Genomic DNA, 17,549 nt, shown 5'->3' on the forward strand with positions numbered 1-17,549 from the left:
TTCGTTATTCGCACAGGGATAAAGTCTCGCAAAAAAACAGCTCGACCCCTCGCATGGTAGCGATAGTCAAGCTGTTCGTATTAAATCATCAGCAATTCGCGTATTTCTTGCTCGGTTAAAGCTGAGATTGCCTCTTGCCCCGGTGTAATGATTTCCTCGATCAAGTTTTTCTTTTTTTGTTGCAGCTCGTACATTTTCTCTTCGACCGTTCCCTCTGCAACAAGCCTGATCACTTGAACGACGTTCTTTTGTCCGATACGATGGGCACGATCAGCTGCCTGTTGTTCCACAGCGGGATTCCACCACAGATCATACAAGATTACGGTGTCCGCACCCGTCACATTTAATCCAGTTCCCCCAGCTTTCAAAGACATGAGAAACAAATCCCGCTCTCCCTCGTTAAATCGGTTGCACAAATCTAGTCTCTCTGCTACTGGCGTCTGTCCATCCAGATAGAAAAACGGGACACCGTGATACCCCAGCTCGCGTCCGATTATCCCTAGCATCTCCGTAAATTGAGAAAAGAGCAAAACGCGCTTCCCAGCATTTTTGCATTCACCAATAATCTCAAATAGCTGTTCGAGCTTGGATGACCCTCCGTCATACTCTTTGACGAACAGCGCTGGATGACAACATATTTGGCGCAGTTTCGTCAAGCCAGCGAGAATTTTGATCCGATTTTTTTGAAAGCCTTTATTGTACAGATGCTTCACTGTTTCCTGTTGGAGCTGCGCCAAGTAGGCGACATACAGCTTTTTCTGTTCAGGCAACAGTCTTGCGCTTTGCAGTGTTTCAATTTTGGCCGGCAATTCCTTCAGTACCTCAGTCTTGAGCCTGCGCAATAAAAATGGACGCGTTCGCTTCGCAATCGTATCTCGCGGCAAGTCGAGGAATTCCTTTCGTGCCGGAAAAAGCTCAGGGAAAACAGCATCGTAGATGGACCACAGCTCTTCTACCCTGTTTTCCACAGGTGTTCCCGTAAGAGCAAAGCGATGCTTGGCTTTTATTCGTTTTACTGTCTGAGCTGTTTGAGTCACATAGTTTTTGAAGGTCTGCGCTTCATCCAAAATCAAGGTGTGGAAGGAATTCTGCTCGAACTGGGCATGATCACGACGCAAGAGCGGATACGAAGTAATGAGTACATCGATTTCTGATAGCTCGTTTACGATTTGATTTCGCTCTTCCTTCGTGCCATCCACAATAACGCTACGGATATTTGGCGCGAACTTTTTGATTTCATTGTGCCAATTGTATAAAAGAGAGGCAGGAGCCACGATAATCGCTGGGAGCTTTTGTTCTCGGATTTCGGGCAGAACAGAGAGAAGAAAAGTAATACTTTGCAATGTCTTCCCCAGGCCCATATCGTCTGCAAGAATTCCCCCAAAGCCGTAGTGTGCCAGTGTTTTCATCCATTGATAACCAAACTTCTGATAATCTCGAAGTGTCGCCTGCAAAGATTCGGGTTCTGGAAAGTCCAGATTATCAGGGTTACGCATATTCTCCAAAAACTGGCGCAATGATTTGCCTAGCTGAACAGACTGTCCCTGCATAGGTATATCAAGCAAGCGCAGTCCGCGAAAAGCAGGCAGTTGAAAACCACTTCCCATTTGCTCAGCATATTGCATGCCCATCTCGTCCAGGAAACGATTGATTTGCTCAAATTCCTTTGTCTCAAGCGGCAGGAGCGCTCCATTCGACAGCCGATGATATCTGCGCTTTTCTTCTACCGATTGGATCACACTTCGGATCTCGGACTCGGGTATCCCATCCATATCAAAGCGAAAATCCAGCCAATTTGTTCGCTCATCGACATCCACTTTTACTTTGGGTGGTAGGTGGAGAGGCTGAATCCTGATTTTTACGGAAGTTGTCGCGAATACCTTTAACAGTTTTTCCAGCTTAGGGACGACGTGGTAAAGGAAGTCGTACTCAGCTTCCTCGTCATCGAGAAAATACCCTCCTTCCGTGCGGGTAAAGGCACTTTCCTCCATCAGCTCTAAAATCTGTCGCTCCTTCTCCCCGTCACGCATCAAAATCAGCTCACTGCCACGTTGCCCTCCCCCTTCATAGCCTTCCAGCGGATTGATGATGATATCGCCATATTGAAACTCAAGTCCCGCCAGTAGCCGGTCTCTTACCCTGTCCAAATACAGCTTGGCTTTTAACTGGAATTGCACGACTCTTTCCGAGACGGCCTTTGCAATTTGCACGTTCCCCAGTTTCATCAAGGCCGGAACAATCTGCACCATGAATGGCTCGATTTTTTCTGCTGGAATGTGAATCCGCTCACTGCTATGAGATTCTAACAAGTGCTTCAGCTCTGCCAAACTGTGGCATTGTTCCTTTGGCAGTCTGTGCCATTTGCCATCTACGAACAACAATCCGTAAGCTTCCAAGACAGTGATTTGTTTGAATCCTTGGACTTCCAGCTGATATTCATCGGTTTTTGTCTGGTCAAATTCGAAGTGGAGTGGCGGCGGCTCATCGATACATGCAAACGTTGGATACATTTGGTCATGATGCTGAATGTGAACAGACGGTGCGGTTAGTAACAAAGCAAATAATCGCTCCCAGGTAAATGGCGGAACAAGAAGAACCCGTTCGCCACCTACATGCTTCTGTTCCTGATACTGGTAACTGGCTGTCTCTCGATATATTTTTTCCGTGCGGTAAATTTGCACGAGTTCAAGGAGGATGGCTTTATGTTCTGGCAAAAAGCGATGCAAATTCGGATCATAGGTAAATTGGCTAGAGAAACGATACACTTGCTGCTTATCCACCCGGTCTAAAAACGCGCGAATGTCCTTTACGATGTACAACCTCTTTGGCCCTAGCTTCAGCTCTATCCCGATCATGCTCTTGCGAAAGCCGTACGGTACGATTTTACATATGATTTCCAAGGCAAGCGTTGTTCGTGAATCCAGCAACACGCGATTATGGCTTGTCCGAATCGGTCGGTCCACGAACAAGCCGAACAGTCCCTCAGTTAGCTGGGAATCAGGCTGTGTTGTCATGCCTGCTTGTCTCGTTGTAAAGGAAGTGGAATAGCTGACAGGATGCTCATCTACTTGCAGATCACGCATGGTTAACAAAGAGGCTGCGATATGTTGGCAGTAGTGATCGTACGACGCTAAAGTAGGGCAACTGCACACTGCTGCCATACCAGACTCGTCCAGTTCAATAGTGACCTGATAATTATTTTTTCCTGCGTTCACTGTCGTTTTGATCCAGGCAGGCTCCTGTTGAAAATGCTCCACAAGCACGTTCCCAGAACGGTAAAAAGTCTTTCCTCTTTCATAAGAAAGGCGACCGCACCATTCTTTTATCGTTTGATGACTCACTTGAAAGCTCATTTTCTGTTCCATCCTTATCATGAAATATGTTTAATATTACAGAATGCAACAGAAAAAAGATACGCATGTACGCGTATCTTTTTTCAACAAATACAAACGATTAGTCGTCATCTTCGTCTTCATCTTCGTCTTCATCTTCATCTTCTTCTTCTTCAGATTCCTCGTCTTCAGATTCCTCATCTTCGGATTCCTCGTCTTCGGATTCCTCGCCTTCGGATTCTTCGTCTTCATCTTCCTCATCTTCTTCATTACTGCCGAAGTACAATTTTTTCGTGGTACCATCTTCGTATTCAATTTTTACTTCCAATTCTTCTGCACCTTCACCGATGGCCTCACGTAATTGCTCCAACCATTCTTCCATGTTAACCACACCTCCTGGCTATAAATGATTACTTGGTAGCATTTGCCAACAGTTTTCTGTCGACTTTAATACTATATGACGCGTTTCTTTTTCTTGTATGGACAGTTGTCGCCTTACTCAAAGAAGATTTTTACACAACTTGGAATACCGCTTCACTCGCGCTTCTACCTAGCCGCTGTTGCAAATGTACGTTTACATATTTGGAAGTAGACTGGACAAACTTTTGAGGGAATCGCCTTAAATACATCACGACTTCGCTACAGAAGGGAGAGCTCATTATTGAAAAGACGAATGTTCAAAAGCTTGTTGATCGGGATTAGTTTGTTGCTTACAAGTGCCTTGCCAGTTGACTCGATTATGGCCTCACCAGATCACCCGTACCATTTTGGATTTAAAAAGAGCAAGAATGGTCAGCTACCCTCTATCAACGAGGAAGGCTTTAAAGGCATTGTGGATCGTCACGGTGCGGTTTTTTTAGGGGATACTACGAAAAAAGAGCTTTTCTTGACGTTTGATAACGGTTATGAAAATGGCTTTACGCCAAAGATTTTAGATACACTTGTCACGAAAAAAGTCCCTGCCATTTTCTTTGTGACAGGGCACTTTGTGAAGGAACAACCCGAGTTGATAAAGCGAATGGCACAAGAGGGACATCTGATCGGCAACCATTCCTGGAGCCATCCCGATATGACAACCGTATCGAATCAGAAAATCAAAGACGAACTGACGAAAGTAAGCGATGCCGTCCAGCAAGTGACTGGACAAGCTAACATGCGTTACTTGCGACCTCCGAGAGGTATTTTCAGCGATCGCACACTTGCTGTAACCAAAGATTTGGGCTATACCAATGTCTTTTGGTCGGTCGCCTATAAGGATTGGGATACAAAAGTCCAGCGGGGGGCAAAATATGCCTATGATAGCGTAATGGCTCAATTGCATCCCGGCGCTGTTATTCTGCTCCATTCTGTCTCCAAAGACAATGCAGAGGCTCTCGGGATGATGATCGATGAAGCACGCAAGCAAGGCTATGAATTCAAGAGCTTGGATCACCTTCCGAAAAAGTAATGCACACCCTCCTTTTGCAAGCAAAAACTCCCGCTGCTTCGCATGTGCAAAGCGCGGGAGTTTTTGGGTTTAGTTGCGATCCAGCAAGGATGCTCCAGCAATACCTGGATGAGTCATTTCAAATGGATCGAGAATCAGATCCAGTTCTTCTTCTGTCAGTACATTGTGTTGCAAGCACAGCTCACGTACAGACTTTCCTGTCAAAATGGCTTCGCGGGCAATGCGTGCAGCAGTCTCATACCCGAGATGAGGATTCACCGCTGTAATGACGCCTACGCTTTTTTCCACGTATTCTTTCATGCGCTCGCGGTTTGCCTCGATTCCTTCCAAGCAGTGACGCGTAAAGACATCGAATGCATTGTCCATAATGCTGATCGATTGCAGCAAGTTGAAGACAAGCACAGGCTCCATAACGTTCAGTTCTAGCTGACCTGCCTCGGATGCCAAACAAATCGTATGGTCATTTCCGATGACCTGAAACGCTACTTGGTTGATGAGCTCTGCCATGACAGGATTGACTTTTCCTGGCATGATCGAGGAACCTGGCTGACGTGCTGGCAAGGAGATTTCACCCAGTCCAGCTCGAGGTCCTGATGCCATCAAACGCAAGTCATTCGCAATTTTAGACATATTCATCATGCAAACTTTCAGTGCTGCTGATACTTCTGTGTACGCATCTGTGTTTTGTGTAGCATCCACGAGATGCTCTGCACCGGTCAGCGGGAAGCTTGTGATAGCGGCAAGATGCTTGACTACTGTTGTAATGTAACGAGGGTCAGCATTCAAACCCGTTCCTACCGCAGTCGCTCCCATATTCACTTCGTACAAATGCTGACGAGATTGCTTGATACGCTTGATGTCGCGCTCAAGTACTCGACGGTATGCTTCGAATTCTTGGCCCAAGCGAATCGGAACCGCATCCTGCAAATGCGTTCTGCCCATTTTTATGACATCATCGAATTCTTTTGCTTTTTGGTCAAATGCATCATGCATCTTATCCATCGTCACGAGCAGCTTTTCCAACAGGGTGAGTGTTGAAATATGAATCGCTGTCGGGAAAGCATCATTGGTAGACTGAGACATGTTGACATGTGTATTTGGGCTTAGGTGGAAATAATCCCCTTTTTTCTCACCAAGCATTTCAAGACCGCGGTTCGCGATCACTTCGTTGGCATTCATATTGATCGAAGTACCTGCTCCACCTTGGATCGGATCGACGATAAATTGATCATGCCATTTTCCTTGCATGATTTCTTCCGCCGCAGCGACAATCGCATTTCCTAAGCGCGGATTCAATCTGGAAACTTCCATATTTGCCATCGCAGCTGCTTTCTTTACCATTGCCATTGCATTGATGAGGGAAAAATGAAGACGATACCCGGTGATTGGGAAGTTTTCCGTTGCTCGCATTGTTTGCACGCCATAATAAGCATCTACTGGAATTTGCTTCTCGCCAAGAAAGTCTTTTTCCACTCGAAACGTCTGTTGTTCCATTCTTATCAGACCAGCCTTCTAGGATAATGGTTGCTACTTCCTCTCCATTCTACCACAGTTTGACGCAGGAAGACCGTTCCACCTGAAACACTATTATTTGTTTTTACGTCTTACTATTTGTAGGTACCATTTCATACCAGACAGAATCGAGGGATACCATGAAAAAACTGCTTTTGCTGCTGTTGACGATTGGCTTGCTGCAAGGATGCACGAGTGGCACAACTAGCCCTTCCACTCCAACAGAACAACAGAAGCCACCCGTTGCGGCCGAGCCAGAGAAACCTGCTTCTGAGCCACCCGCAACCACGCAACCACCTACAACTCCTGAGAAACCACCAACGGAGCAACCAGCTCAGCAGGAGACAGTCTATGCCAATGATATTTTCCGCAATGTCACTGTGAAGAAAACCGCCCAAGACACGTTTGAAATCAAAGGACAGGCAAGCGTGTTCGAAGCTGTACTTAATTATGTCGTAGAAGATGGACATAACGAGCTGACGCAAGGTTTCGTGCAGGCTACGACCGCTGCTCCTGATTGGGGAGATTTTACCCATACACTGAAAGTGAAAAAAGCGGAGCCGAACAGCACACTGACACTGATCTTGTTTGAAACAAGCATGAAAGACGGCAGCCGAAGAATGGAACTCATCATTCCGCTCCCGGAATAAGGCCTGCAAAAAAATCAGACCCTCTCTATTAAAAAGAGAGGGCCTGATTGAAAGGGTCTATTATTAGATAGCAGTAGACAGTCAGTTGCCGTATGCCTTGCTGTTACTTTTACTCGCCTTGTTCTTCCTTGAAGCATTCCATGCAGAGTGCACCATTGTTCTCGATTTCATACTCTGTCAAGCGAGCCTGGCAAGACTTGCATTGTTTTTCCGTGAGCACTAAGTTCAAGACTATATCTCCTCTCAATGATGTAACGTAGTCTATTTATATTATAACCAAAGATTTATATCAGACAAATAGCTATCTGTTAAAATTTCGTGAATTTTCAAATATAAAAAATAATAAACAAAGAGGAGATCATCATGACCTCACCCTATTTTTCACTTTTCCTGACAGGAGAGCCGTTTCAACTACTTTCCACTTCTCACGTTATCACCTTGATTCTTGTGTTCTGTCTGGTCGTGCTCACTTATTTATTTCGGCAAAAGCTCCAAACCTCGACAAATCGACTCGCCACACGTTACTCACTTGCGGGTGTCTTGCTCTTATCGGAGATTTGTTATCAGCTTTGGCATGTTTATACCGAGAGCTGGACGGCTGCTTACACATTGCCCTTGCAGCTATGTAGCGTGACTCTCCTTCTTTCTACCGTGATGCTGATGACGAGAAGCTACGGGCTGTATGAGATTACGTTTTTTGCCGGGATTGGCGGAGCCATGCAGGCATTGCTTACCCCCGAGTTGTTTTATCCATTTCCGCATTTTCGCTTTGTGCATTTTTTTGTAGCCCACGCGGGAATCGTCCTTGCTTGCCTGTACATGACGTGGGTAGAAGGCTACCGTCCGACTGTCCGTTCAATTTGGAAAACGATGGGCTTTTTAAACCTGCTTTTGCTTGTCGCACTTTTCGTCAACCAATGGACGGGCGGAAATTACTTATTTGTCTCGCGTAAACCGGACAATCCCAGTCTGATTGACTTTTTAGGCCCGTATCCGTGGTATATCGTTTCGTTGGAAGGAGTAGCACTCGCTTTGTTTTTCTTGTTGTACCTGCCCTTTGTCCGAAAGCAGCCGTTGGCAAAGGAAGTCAGAGGCGATTTATCTGTCTGAATTACGCTTGCTGCTCGTTCACCCAATCGGTTACAAACTGCAAGAAGCGCTTGGCAGCCGGTGACTGCTTGGAAAAAGAAGTTGCTGCCACCCCCAGCGAACGGTAATGCTCCCCTTCAAGCGGGATCATCCGGATATTTGCAGGCAAACGGAACAAAATCATTTCCGGAAGAATGCTGATCCCGAGCCCATTTTGCACCATGGCAATAATCGCGTGATCATCTCCCACTTCATATTTGATTCGCGGCTCGATCTGATACTGGGCCAGCAAGCGCTGTATATCATTGTCACAGCCCGTCTTCGGCATGATAAATGTCTCTTCGGCCAATCGGCTCACATGCACCCGCTCCTCTCCGTAGAGCGGGTGTTCCTCTGTCACCAGCAAATACATTTGATCCTTTTTTAAAGGAATACATTCCAAATCCTCTGTTGTCGGTAAGGAGACGAAGCCGAAATCAATTTCTCCGGTTTGAATCCAGCTCTCAATTCCATCGTAATACCCTTCCATCAGCTTAATCTCGATCGCCGGATACTGGTCTTGGAACCGCTTGAGGATTCCGGGAAGCCATTGCGTGGAAACACTCGTGAACGTTCCAATTCTCACCGTTCCGACCTCCAACCCGTTGATGGCAAACACCTCTTGTTTCATCCGCTCATGACAGCGCAAGGTCTCACGCATATACGGAAGCAGTCGCTCCCCATTACTCGTGAGGCTAATGCCCGATCGTCCTCTGGTCAAAAGCGAAAACCCAAATTCCCGCTCCAGACTCGCAATCGCATGGCTGATCGCTGATTGTGTCAGACCTAGTATTTCGCCAGCTTTGGTTAAGCTCCCCGACTCAATAACGGTGATCACTACCTCAAACTTGTTCAAACTCACCCTTCTTCGTCCCCTTTACATGAATCCGATTCATGAAAATCATCACAAACATTCATTTTTCTTATTTAAACGATACTCGTATACTGTTTATGGCGCAACACTGATTAGGACCCGCTTTTTCCCGGGCAAGGAGGCTTACCCCATCATGAAACCGCAAGTGAAAGCCGATTTGGCTATGATTTTGGTCACCCTGTTTTGGGGAACATCGTATGTGTTTATGCAAATGGGATTGAAGGATTTGGAGACTTTCAATCTGATCGGTATCCGCTTTGGCATTGCTTTTCTACTGGCAGCCGCCTTGTTCCATAAACGCTTGCGTGGCACGAATCGAAAAACATTGCTCCATGCATTCGTACTCGGTGCGCTCCTTTTCGGGGTTTTTGCCACCATCACGAACGGAGTGAAATCAACGACAGCTTCCCAGGCTGGTTTTCTCGTTAGCTTGACCGTTATCTTTGTTCCGCTCTTATCTATTCTTTTGAAAAATCGTCCTGAAAAAAGAGTCTTTGTCGGCGCTGGACTGGCCATGATCGGCATCGGGCTGCTCACACTAAGCGCTGAATTTCGCATCAGCCAAGGAGACCTTTTGTGCATCGCTGGTGCCCTCTTTTACGCTACACATATTACCGTAACAGGCCGATGGGCCAATCAATCGGATACGATCCAGTTGGGGATTTACCAGCTTGGCTTTACGGCACTGTTGGGCATTGTTTTTTCTTTTGCGCTGGAGACTCCCACATTGCCACAGACTACAGAGGCTTGGATCGCCGTGCTCGCCCTTAGCGTATTATGCAGTGCAATTGGCTTTGTCGTTCAAACGGTGGCCCAAAAATATACGACTGCCACGCACACGGGGGTTATTTTTTCCTTGGAGCCAGTCTTCGCTGCCCTGTTTGCCTTCTTGGTCACAGGCGAAACACTGTCTGCTCGCGGGTACATAGGCGCAGGTCTCGTTTTGATCAGTGTGTTGATTGCGGAAATCGATGTGAAGAGCTTGCTGCGTGGAAAGCAGCTGACAAAAAACCCGACCCACTTATCCTGAGTCGGGTTTTGCCTATGGGTCATGCAAGAGAGCAATTTGAAAGAAATCCATGCCTGATTTATTTGCTATGATTGAAAAAATGAGTTTATCCATGACGAAGCTATTTAATATGGAGGGATGGACATGAACCAAAACAACGAAGCAAACAAATTCACAACGCAAGTAGGTGAATGCGAGATTGTGATCACCCGCGTATTTGATGCTCCACGCGATCTTGTGTTTGATGCTTGGACGAAAGAGGAGAACCTGTCGAAGTGGTGGGGGCCTCGAGGTTTTACGACGACTTCTCAGAAGTTTGATCTAAAACCGGGCGGTACATGGCAGTTTATCATGCACGGTCCTGATGGCGTTGATTTTCCCAACACCAACGTATTTGTCGAGGTCGTTCAACTCGAGCGAATCGCCTTCAAACATACTGTGTTTCCTCATTTTCAAGCGACAGCCATCTTTGAGGATCTGGATGGCAAGACCAAACTCACTTATCGCACCGTTTTTGAAGAAACTGCCGCTGTATTCGATAAGGTGAAAACATATGCCGTCCCAGGTGCCGAACAGACCATGGATCGTCTTGAAGAGCATCTGGCACGTATGTCTGAAAAGTAGATCGTTCCATAAAACAGCGGCAATCCAGGACTTTACTTTCTTGTCCAGGGCAGCCGCTGCTCTGATTCTCGGGTTATTTTTTCAAGACGTGTAGCAAACTTTTCCGCCAATGATGGTCATCATGACCTTTGTCGAGAGCAGCTCGTCTGGATCGATGGTAAATAGGTCTTTGGAGTAGACGGTCATATCCGCATATTTTCCACGAGAAAGCGTGCCTTTGACATGATCTTCATTCGTCACCTGTGCACTGCCCAATGTAAACAGATGAATCGCTTCCTCCATTGTCAGCTTTTCTTGCGGGAAGTATCCATCGTGTGTTTCCCCCGGTGCTTTGCGCGTGACGGCTGCGTGTATCCCCAACAGAGGATCGATTGGTTCTACCGGTGTATCCGAGCCCGCAGCACAAATGATTCCGTAATCCATCATCGTTTTCCAGATGTACGCGTGTTGAATCCGTTCCTGTCCTACGCGATCCATCACCCACGGGAAGTCTCCTGCGAGAAAACGCGGTTGGATATCTGCGATTCGATGAGGATGCTTCAAGCGGTCCAGCAGGTCCGACCGCAAGATTTGCGTATGAATGAGGCGGTCCCGATAGGCGACTGCCGGGAACTGATCCAAGCTGTCCAGCACCATTTCCAGTGCTTTGTCGCCAATGGTGTGTACAGCAATGGGCATCCCGAGTCCACGTGCTTGTCGAACCAGCTCTGTCAGCTCGTCTTGCTCATGTACGGGATAACCACTGGTGCTCGGATCATCAGCGTACGGAGCTGACAGGTAAGCCGTCCTGCGTCCTAATGCCCCATCTGCAAAAATTTTCACCGCTCCGATTTGCACATGAGCGTTGCCGTAACCTGCCGTCATGTTTAAGTCGCGCAGCTCATGCATATGCGGATAGAAGACAAGCAGGTTGCTGCGCAACGCAAGCTCTTCGCCATTGATGAGCTCATCATAGAGCCGATACGTTTGCGCAAGTCCGCCCAATTCACGCAAATCCTCTGTATGTGCCCCTGTCAATCCATGCGCCATTGCATAGCGAATCGAGCTGCGCAGGCTTTGCTTCAACTGATCATAGTCAGGTCTCGGAATATGCTTCGTAATCAGGTTGGAGGCAGTTTCTAATAGCATACCCGTTGGTTTTCCGCTCACAGGATCATGTACAATGACTCCCCCCGCCGGCACCTCCATGTCACGATGATAGCCACATAGCTCCAACGCCTTGTTGTTGACCAAATTCGCATGTCCACATATTCGTGCGAGAAGAATCGGGCAATGTGGTGCCGCTTGATCAAGCTCTTCGATGGTAGGAATGCCGCCACCATCCGCGAACAAATTCTCATCCCAGCCGTAGCCTTGTATCCACGTATTTTCAGGTGTCGCTCGCGCTTTTTCTTTTAAGAGAAACAGCATCTCGTCCTTGGAGCGTGCTTTGCTCAAATCCAGCTGCAAAAAGGTGAGACCGAGCCATCCCAAGTGCAGGTGGCTGTCAATCAATCCCGGGGTAGCAGTATATCCTTGCAAATCAATGACCGCTGCATCACTGCCTCCGTATTGAAGAAGCATGTCCGCATCACTGCCCAAGTCATGGACAATTCCATCCCGAACGACTAGCGCTTGTACGAACAAATGCCTAGAATCCCCTGTGTAAATGCGTCCATTTCTGAAAATGGTTGTCGACATTTCGTGACCTCTTTTCTGTTCGCTTCTGTATTTTCGTATGCCTATCCTCTCTTAATTTGTTTGCTGCTAGTCGTTTTCCTCCCTGAAATGAAATAACGTTCAAAAAATTGCGATCTTCGCTTTTCGTTTGGAAAAACATGGTGTTTACTCACTTTCCTGTTGAAAGCAGCAGCGGTAGGGCACGTTATGTTCATGTCCTATTTTTGCGCGGAGGGAACGTATGCAGCAAAAAACAAAGAAACGCCTTCCATCCTTCCTTCAAATTCAGGAGTCCACTGGTCTGAAAGTGTCACCCCACGAGCCTTCTCATCAAAAGCCATCAGGTCGTCTGGACAATCAAGCCAAGCTGCTGCTCCTTGTCAACGCTGTATTCATTGCCGCTGGCGCCCTTTCTGGCACGTTTGTAAACGTCTATTTGTGGAAGGTAAAAAGTCAATTTGCGCCGATCGCTTGGTTTACTTTTGCCGCCCATCTCGCGGGTGCTCTTACTTTCTGGCTTGCTGGCTGGTACGTCAAGCGTTTGAACAAAATGAATGTCTTGCGTGCCGGAATGGCAGTTTCTGCCCTTTTTTATTTGCTCGTTCTTCTGGCGGGTCCAAAAGCTGTCTCTTATGCCGTACCGCTTGGGCTCGTTCAGGGGATGGCGAGTGGATTTTTCTGGCTTTCTTTTAATGTCGTGTACTTCGAAATCACGAATGCCGATAACCGCGACCTTTTCAACAGTTCGGCAGGGTTGCTTGCTTCCATTGGCGGTATGCTCGCTCCATGGATATCAGGCTTGCTCATTACGCGACTTCCGGGCAATAGTGGTTACTCCCTTATTTTCGGGATCTCTCTTGCGCTATTTGTCGTCGGCGTGTTCATCAGCTTTTTCCTGAAAAAACGCCAGTCGGAAGGGACGTATTCTTGGAGCTTTTCCTTACGTTGTTTGCGAGAGGAGCCCGAGTGGCGCTGGGCAGCAGGCGCTTTGGCTGGTCAAGGACTGCGTGAAGGCGTATTCGGCTTTGTGATCGGTCTACTCGTCTACATTTCCACGAGAAGCGAGATGACTCTCGGCAATTACTGGTTGACTACATCTGCCGTCGGACTTGTGAGCTACTTCCTGATCACCAAATGGTTCGCTCCTCGCTATCGCAAGTGGGGAATGCTCACTGGTTCTGTCATCATGTGGGGGATTCTCTTCGTATTTTTTTGGCAGGTGAGCTTTACGACACTGCTTATTTTCGGGATCGCCGTGTCTATCGCTTATCCGCTGTTCTCTGTGCCCATGCTCTCCACGATTTTTGATCTGATTGGCACTAACGAAGAGAGCGCACGCAATCGGGTCGAGTATGTCGTGCTGCGAGAGTTCGCTCTGGACGTTGGTCGGCTGGTGGGGATTCTGATCTTTCTGCTGGTAACCTCCTTGAGCGTCTCTCCTCTTACGCTGAACTGGTTGATTCTGTGCATCGGAATCGGCCCACTCATCGCATGGGTGTGCATGACCAAGCTATTCCGTCACGTCCCTGTGACTAAAAAAGCTGACAACTGAACGAAGAATGCGCCCATGACAAAACCCGCTTCGGCTAACTTGCCTAGCGGGTTTTGTCACTGATTTATGAAGACAGTCTCCAGCCACCTGTCGTTTGCTGCAGCTTCCACAGCCGTGCATACAAGCCGTTTTTCATCACAAGCTCATCATGCTGTCCCTGTTCGACGACAGTGCCATTTTCCAGCACGTAGATGTTGTCAGCATTTCGGATGGTTTTCAGGCGATGAGCAATGGCAATAACCGTTCTTCCCTCGATAAGCGTATCGATCGCTTTCTGAATTTGCGCCTCATTTTCGGGGTCGAGTGAGGCTGTTGCTTCATCCAAGAGAATGATCGGCGCATTTTTCAAGATCGCTCGGGCAATGGATATGCGCTGTTTTTCCCCGCCTGACAGCGTGCTTCCCCCTTCTCCTACGAGCGTATCGTAGCCATCGGGCAGCTTCATGATGAAATCATGGCAGCTCGCTTGTTTGGCCGCCTCCTCGACCTCAGCTTGTGTCGCATCCCTTTTTCCGAAGCGAATGTTGTTTGCAATCGTGTCCTGGAATAAATACACGTCCTGGAACACCATCGACACGCGGGAGAGGAGTGCCTCCGGTTCTATGTCGACAAGCGGTTGATTGCCTAGCTGAACAGTGCCTTGCGAAGGGTCATAAAATCTGGCAATCAGCCGCATCACGGTGCTTTTTCCACTGCCGGACGGCCCGACCAATGCTGTAAATGAACCGACTGGCATGTGCATGCTCACGTTGTTCAGGACGTTCTTTTCGATATAGCCAAAAGAGACTCCTTCGAGCTTTACATCGTTTTCCGCAGGCGGTTGGTGCTGGCCTGTCATGATCGGCTCCGCCAGTAACTGGACAATCCGCTCCCCTGCTTGCTCGTGGTAACGGAATTCTGCATAGTTGACGAGTGCAGCTGTCAATGGATCAAAGAGACGTGTACCAACCAGCAGGAACATGACAAACGTGATCAGGTCTATGCCACCTGCTACGAGCAAATACACGCCGACCATGACCATGAGTGTGAGGCCAGCTCGGATAAAAGCAATGGCGGCGAGCACAATTGGTCCCAGCAAGCCTTCGATTCGTATGCTCTGCCGCATGAACTCGCGAAAGGATTGCTCCAGCCGTACAAAGCGTTCGCCGGTCAAATTGTACGCCTTGATGACGCGTATGCCGTTCAAATATTCCTGCAAGCGATTGGCGGCGTCAATTTTGGCCCGCATATGCGTTGCTCCGAGCCTGCGTTGAAGTCCTGATGTCATCAGCACTAAGAGAATCGCTATGGGAAATGCAGCAAACAAGGCCAGTGCCATGCGCCAATCCGCGAAAGAAAGACCTACGATCGCCATGACAGGCATGATGATCGCCCCCAGCATTTGCGGTACGAGATGGGAAATCCCGTGCTCCACCATCGTAAAGTCTCCCATCATCATATTGGCCAAATCCCCTGGGTCTCTTTTGTTCAAGTAACCGAGTGACAGCTTGCGAAGATGCTCTGCGAGCTTGGTTCGCCCCTCTGCCGCCGTGCTGTAGGCACCGCGAAATTGTGTGCGATACGCTGGAATTTCGCATAGAAACAAAAGGAGCAAGGAGACTACCATCCATCCGCATACCCACCAGAGTCGCTCGATGTTCAATGAGGCACCCGGCTGGGCAAACGGCTCAAAAATCAATCGGGCTGCCTCCGCGAGCAAGGCAAACGGCAATATTTGCGCAAGGTTGGCAAGTGTCGTGTAAATAACGGGTTTGATCAGCGCCCTCGGTTTACCTGCTGTGATATTGTTCAGCATACTCATCTGCGTCCACATTCCCCTTTCCTTCGCCCATTTGCCAATCCTGCGCATCGGTGTAAGCCTTCCACATCCGGGCATAGAGCCCATTCGCCTCTATCAATGATTGATGCCTGCCTTGTTCGATCAGCTTTCCTTTTTCCAGCACCAAAATTTGATCGGCATCCCGAATCGTTGACAGGCGATGCGCGATGACAATGACGGTTTTGCCCTTCATCAGCTCTGCCAGAGCCAGTTGCATCTCATACTCATTTTCAGGATCAGCAAAGGCAGTCGCCTCGTCGAGGACAAGAATCGGTGCGTTTTTCAGAATCGCCCGTGCGACCGCCACACGCTGCTCTTCTCCCCCGGACAAGTAGACTCCCCCTTCCCCAATCAGGGTGTCGTAGCCTTTCGGGAGCTTTTGAATAAAATCATGACATTGGGCTGCCTTCGCCGCTGCATAGACTGCCTCTGGCGTTGCTTCTGGCAATCCAATGGCAATGTTGTTGTAAACCGTGTCGTAAAACAAAAACGTATCCTGAAAGACGAAAGCTACGGTGTTCATCAAATCGGTGCTCGACAGCTCCCGAACATCTACCTGGCCAATGCGAATCGCTCCCTCCGAAACATCCCAAAATCTTGGAATGAGATTCGCTACCGTAGATTTCCCTGCACCAGACGGCCCGACCAGAGCTGTCACCTGCCCGTGCTTCGCCAAGAAGGATATGCGAGAAAGTGCCTCGCCTCCTGTTTTACCCTCTGCTGCATAAGAAAAAGAGACGTTTTCAAATGCGACATCAAAGCTCTGTGGACGCCGGGAGCTAATCGGTTCGGCAACGGGTTGCTCGGCCAAAATCCGATCCATGCGCTCCACCCCCTCACCAATGTCACGCAGGGTAGAGGTCAAAAACAAGAGCTTAAACATTGGGGCAGATACACCTGGCGCCATTACGAGAAAAAAGAGCAGAACAGACGCAAACGCAACATTTTGCGGGTCTTGACTCAGCATAAACACCCCTACCGGGAGTATGAAGGCCGCAAATGAACTCAGGATCACCTTGAACACCAAAAATCCGTTTTGAAAATCATCCGTATGCTTGACGCAATAGTCCCGATAGGTGGTCATATCCGCATAAAAGCGCCGGAAGGAATGAACCGTCTGACCGAATACCTTGATCGCTGGCATTCCGCGTACATACTGGACGGCAGATCCGTTCATCCGTTCTAACGAATCGTAGTACCTCTTGATATTTTCTTTTGTTCTCGTCCCGGAAAACGTAATGATCTGCACAATCAGTCCCAGTATAATCGGCACGACGCAGGCCAGCGCCAGCCAGACGTTCAAGTAAAACATCACGCCGATCATGAGCACCGTCGTCACGACTACATGCACCAAATCCGGAAGCTGATGCGCGACAAACGTCTCGACCTTTTCCACATTTTGCTCCAATGTTTTTTTAACTGCACCGGTAGACGTTCCGTTGAGCCAGCCAAGCGGCAAACGGCCGATATGCGAAGCCAATTTGACCCGCATTCCGTATAAAATGTGAAACGCAGCGATATGAGACACCATCCCGCCCGCATACATCATGAGCAGACTTCCCACGAGTCCAAAAAGTGCAATAACTCCCCACCGAATCATGTACGCCCCGTCCGCCATAGCGGGAGACGCTGCATGCGTTAACAGTTCGCGTAAAATGAAGTAGACAGATGCATAAGGCACCAACATGCATATTGCGCTCAAGGAAGACAATATTGCCGAGACGACGAGCAATCCGCGCTTCTCATCCGCAATCTCCAGCAAGCGACGCACGCCTTTTTTGGGCTGCATCCCCTCTTTGCTCTCCATTGTCGTCATTCCTGTTCTCCTCTCTCCTGCTTGCTTCTTTTGTCCTACCTCTTATCATAATGTGACCTTCTGCCCTCTACCGCCGATTGCCGGATAGATCTTGCCCCTAGCCGGAGGATTATCTTATTTGATGAGA

Annotated in this window: 13 protein-coding genes; 6 read left to right on the forward strand and 7 right to left on the reverse strand. The window is 48.3% G+C overall.

The window, feature by feature from the left end; translation table 11 throughout:
* Positions 1-80 precede the first annotated feature (80 nt).
* Positions 81-3,353, reverse strand: a complete 3,273-nt coding sequence (locus ACFVS2_RS07795; RefSeq protein ID WP_390232819.1) for a DEAD/DEAH box helicase — start codon at positions 3,351-3,353, stop codon at positions 81-83.
* Positions 3,354-3,453: 100 nt separating this feature from the next.
* Positions 3,454-3,714, reverse strand: coding sequence for a DNA primase (locus ACFVS2_RS07800; protein WP_390232821.1), 261 nt, complete (start codon positions 3,712-3,714; stop codon positions 3,454-3,456).
* Positions 3,715-3,993: 279 nt separating this feature from the next.
* Between ACFVS2_RS07800 and pdaA the strand changes: the two genes are divergently transcribed.
* Positions 3,994-4,779: a delta-lactam-biosynthetic de-N-acetylase gene (pdaA, locus tag ACFVS2_RS07805; protein ID WP_390232823.1), complete on the forward strand. Its 786-nt coding sequence runs from the start codon at positions 3,994-3,996 to the stop codon at positions 4,777-4,779.
* 69 nt (positions 4,780-4,848) lie between these two features.
* On the opposite strand, the gene aspA is transcribed toward pdaA, so the two are convergent.
* Positions 4,849-6,273: an aspartate ammonia-lyase gene (gene aspA, locus ACFVS2_RS07810; protein ID WP_390232825.1), complete on the reverse strand. Its 1,425-nt coding sequence runs from the start codon at positions 6,271-6,273 to the stop codon at positions 4,849-4,851.
* A 158-nt stretch (positions 6,274-6,431) separates the two neighbouring features.
* Here aspA and ACFVS2_RS07815 point away from each other — a divergent pair, with 158 nt between their 5' ends.
* On the forward strand, positions 6,432-6,941 hold the full coding sequence (locus ACFVS2_RS07815; protein WP_390232827.1) for a Gmad2 immunoglobulin-like domain-containing protein: 510 nt from the start codon (positions 6,432-6,434) through the stop codon (positions 6,939-6,941).
* Positions 6,942-7,304: 363 nt separating this feature from the next.
* Complete coding sequence (locus ACFVS2_RS07820; protein WP_390232829.1) at positions 7,305-8,051, forward strand: YwaF family protein; 747 nt, start codon at positions 7,305-7,307, stop codon at positions 8,049-8,051.
* 1 nt (position 8,052) lies between these two features.
* Here the strand turns inward: ACFVS2_RS07820 and ACFVS2_RS07825 are convergent, their stop codons facing one another.
* Positions 8,053-8,931, reverse strand: coding sequence for a LysR family transcriptional regulator (locus ACFVS2_RS07825; RefSeq protein ID WP_390232831.1), 879 nt, complete (start codon positions 8,929-8,931; stop codon positions 8,053-8,055).
* Between the two features lie 145 nt (positions 8,932-9,076).
* On the opposite strand from ACFVS2_RS07825, the gene ACFVS2_RS07830 reads away from it, so the two are divergent.
* Complete coding sequence (locus ACFVS2_RS07830) at positions 9,077-9,973, forward strand: DMT family transporter (RefSeq protein ID WP_390232833.1); 897 nt, start codon at positions 9,077-9,079, stop codon at positions 9,971-9,973.
* Positions 9,974-10,096: 123 nt separating this feature from the next.
* Positions 10,097-10,576: an SRPBCC family protein gene (locus tag ACFVS2_RS07835; RefSeq protein WP_390232835.1), complete on the forward strand. Its 480-nt coding sequence runs from the start codon at positions 10,097-10,099 to the stop codon at positions 10,574-10,576.
* A gap of 81 nt (positions 10,577-10,657) precedes the next feature.
* On the opposite strand, the gene ACFVS2_RS07840 is transcribed toward ACFVS2_RS07835, so the two are convergent.
* Positions 10,658-12,256, reverse strand: coding sequence for an amidohydrolase (locus ACFVS2_RS07840; RefSeq protein ID WP_390232837.1), 1,599 nt, complete (start codon positions 12,254-12,256; stop codon positions 10,658-10,660).
* A 220-nt stretch (positions 12,257-12,476) separates the two neighbouring features.
* Between ACFVS2_RS07840 and ACFVS2_RS07845 the strand changes: the two genes are divergently transcribed.
* The gene (locus ACFVS2_RS07845; RefSeq protein WP_390232839.1) at positions 12,477-13,787 is read left to right on the forward strand and encodes an MFS transporter; all 1,311 of its coding nucleotides are present in this window, start codon (positions 12,477-12,479) and stop codon (positions 13,785-13,787) included.
* A 64-nt stretch (positions 13,788-13,851) separates the two neighbouring features.
* Here the strand turns inward: ACFVS2_RS07845 and ACFVS2_RS07850 are convergent, their stop codons facing one another.
* Both ACFVS2_RS07850 and ACFVS2_RS07855 read right to left on the reverse strand, forming a co-directional pair.
* Positions 13,852-15,588 (reverse strand): ABC transporter ATP-binding protein, encoded by a 1,737-nt coding sequence (locus tag ACFVS2_RS07850; protein ID WP_390232841.1) that lies wholly within the window; start codon positions 15,586-15,588, stop codon positions 13,852-13,854.
* On the reverse strand, positions 15,557-17,395 hold the full coding sequence (locus ACFVS2_RS07855) for an ABC transporter ATP-binding protein (protein WP_390233464.1): 1,839 nt from the start codon (positions 17,393-17,395) through the stop codon (positions 15,557-15,559). The genes ACFVS2_RS07850 and ACFVS2_RS07855 overlap by 32 nt, the downstream gene beginning before the upstream one ends.
* Between the last annotated feature and the right edge of the window lie 154 nt (positions 17,396-17,549).

The organism is Brevibacillus sp. NPDC058079 (genome assembly GCF_042885155.1).
Taxonomy (GTDB): Bacteria; Bacillota; Bacilli; order Brevibacillales; family Brevibacillaceae; genus Brevibacillus.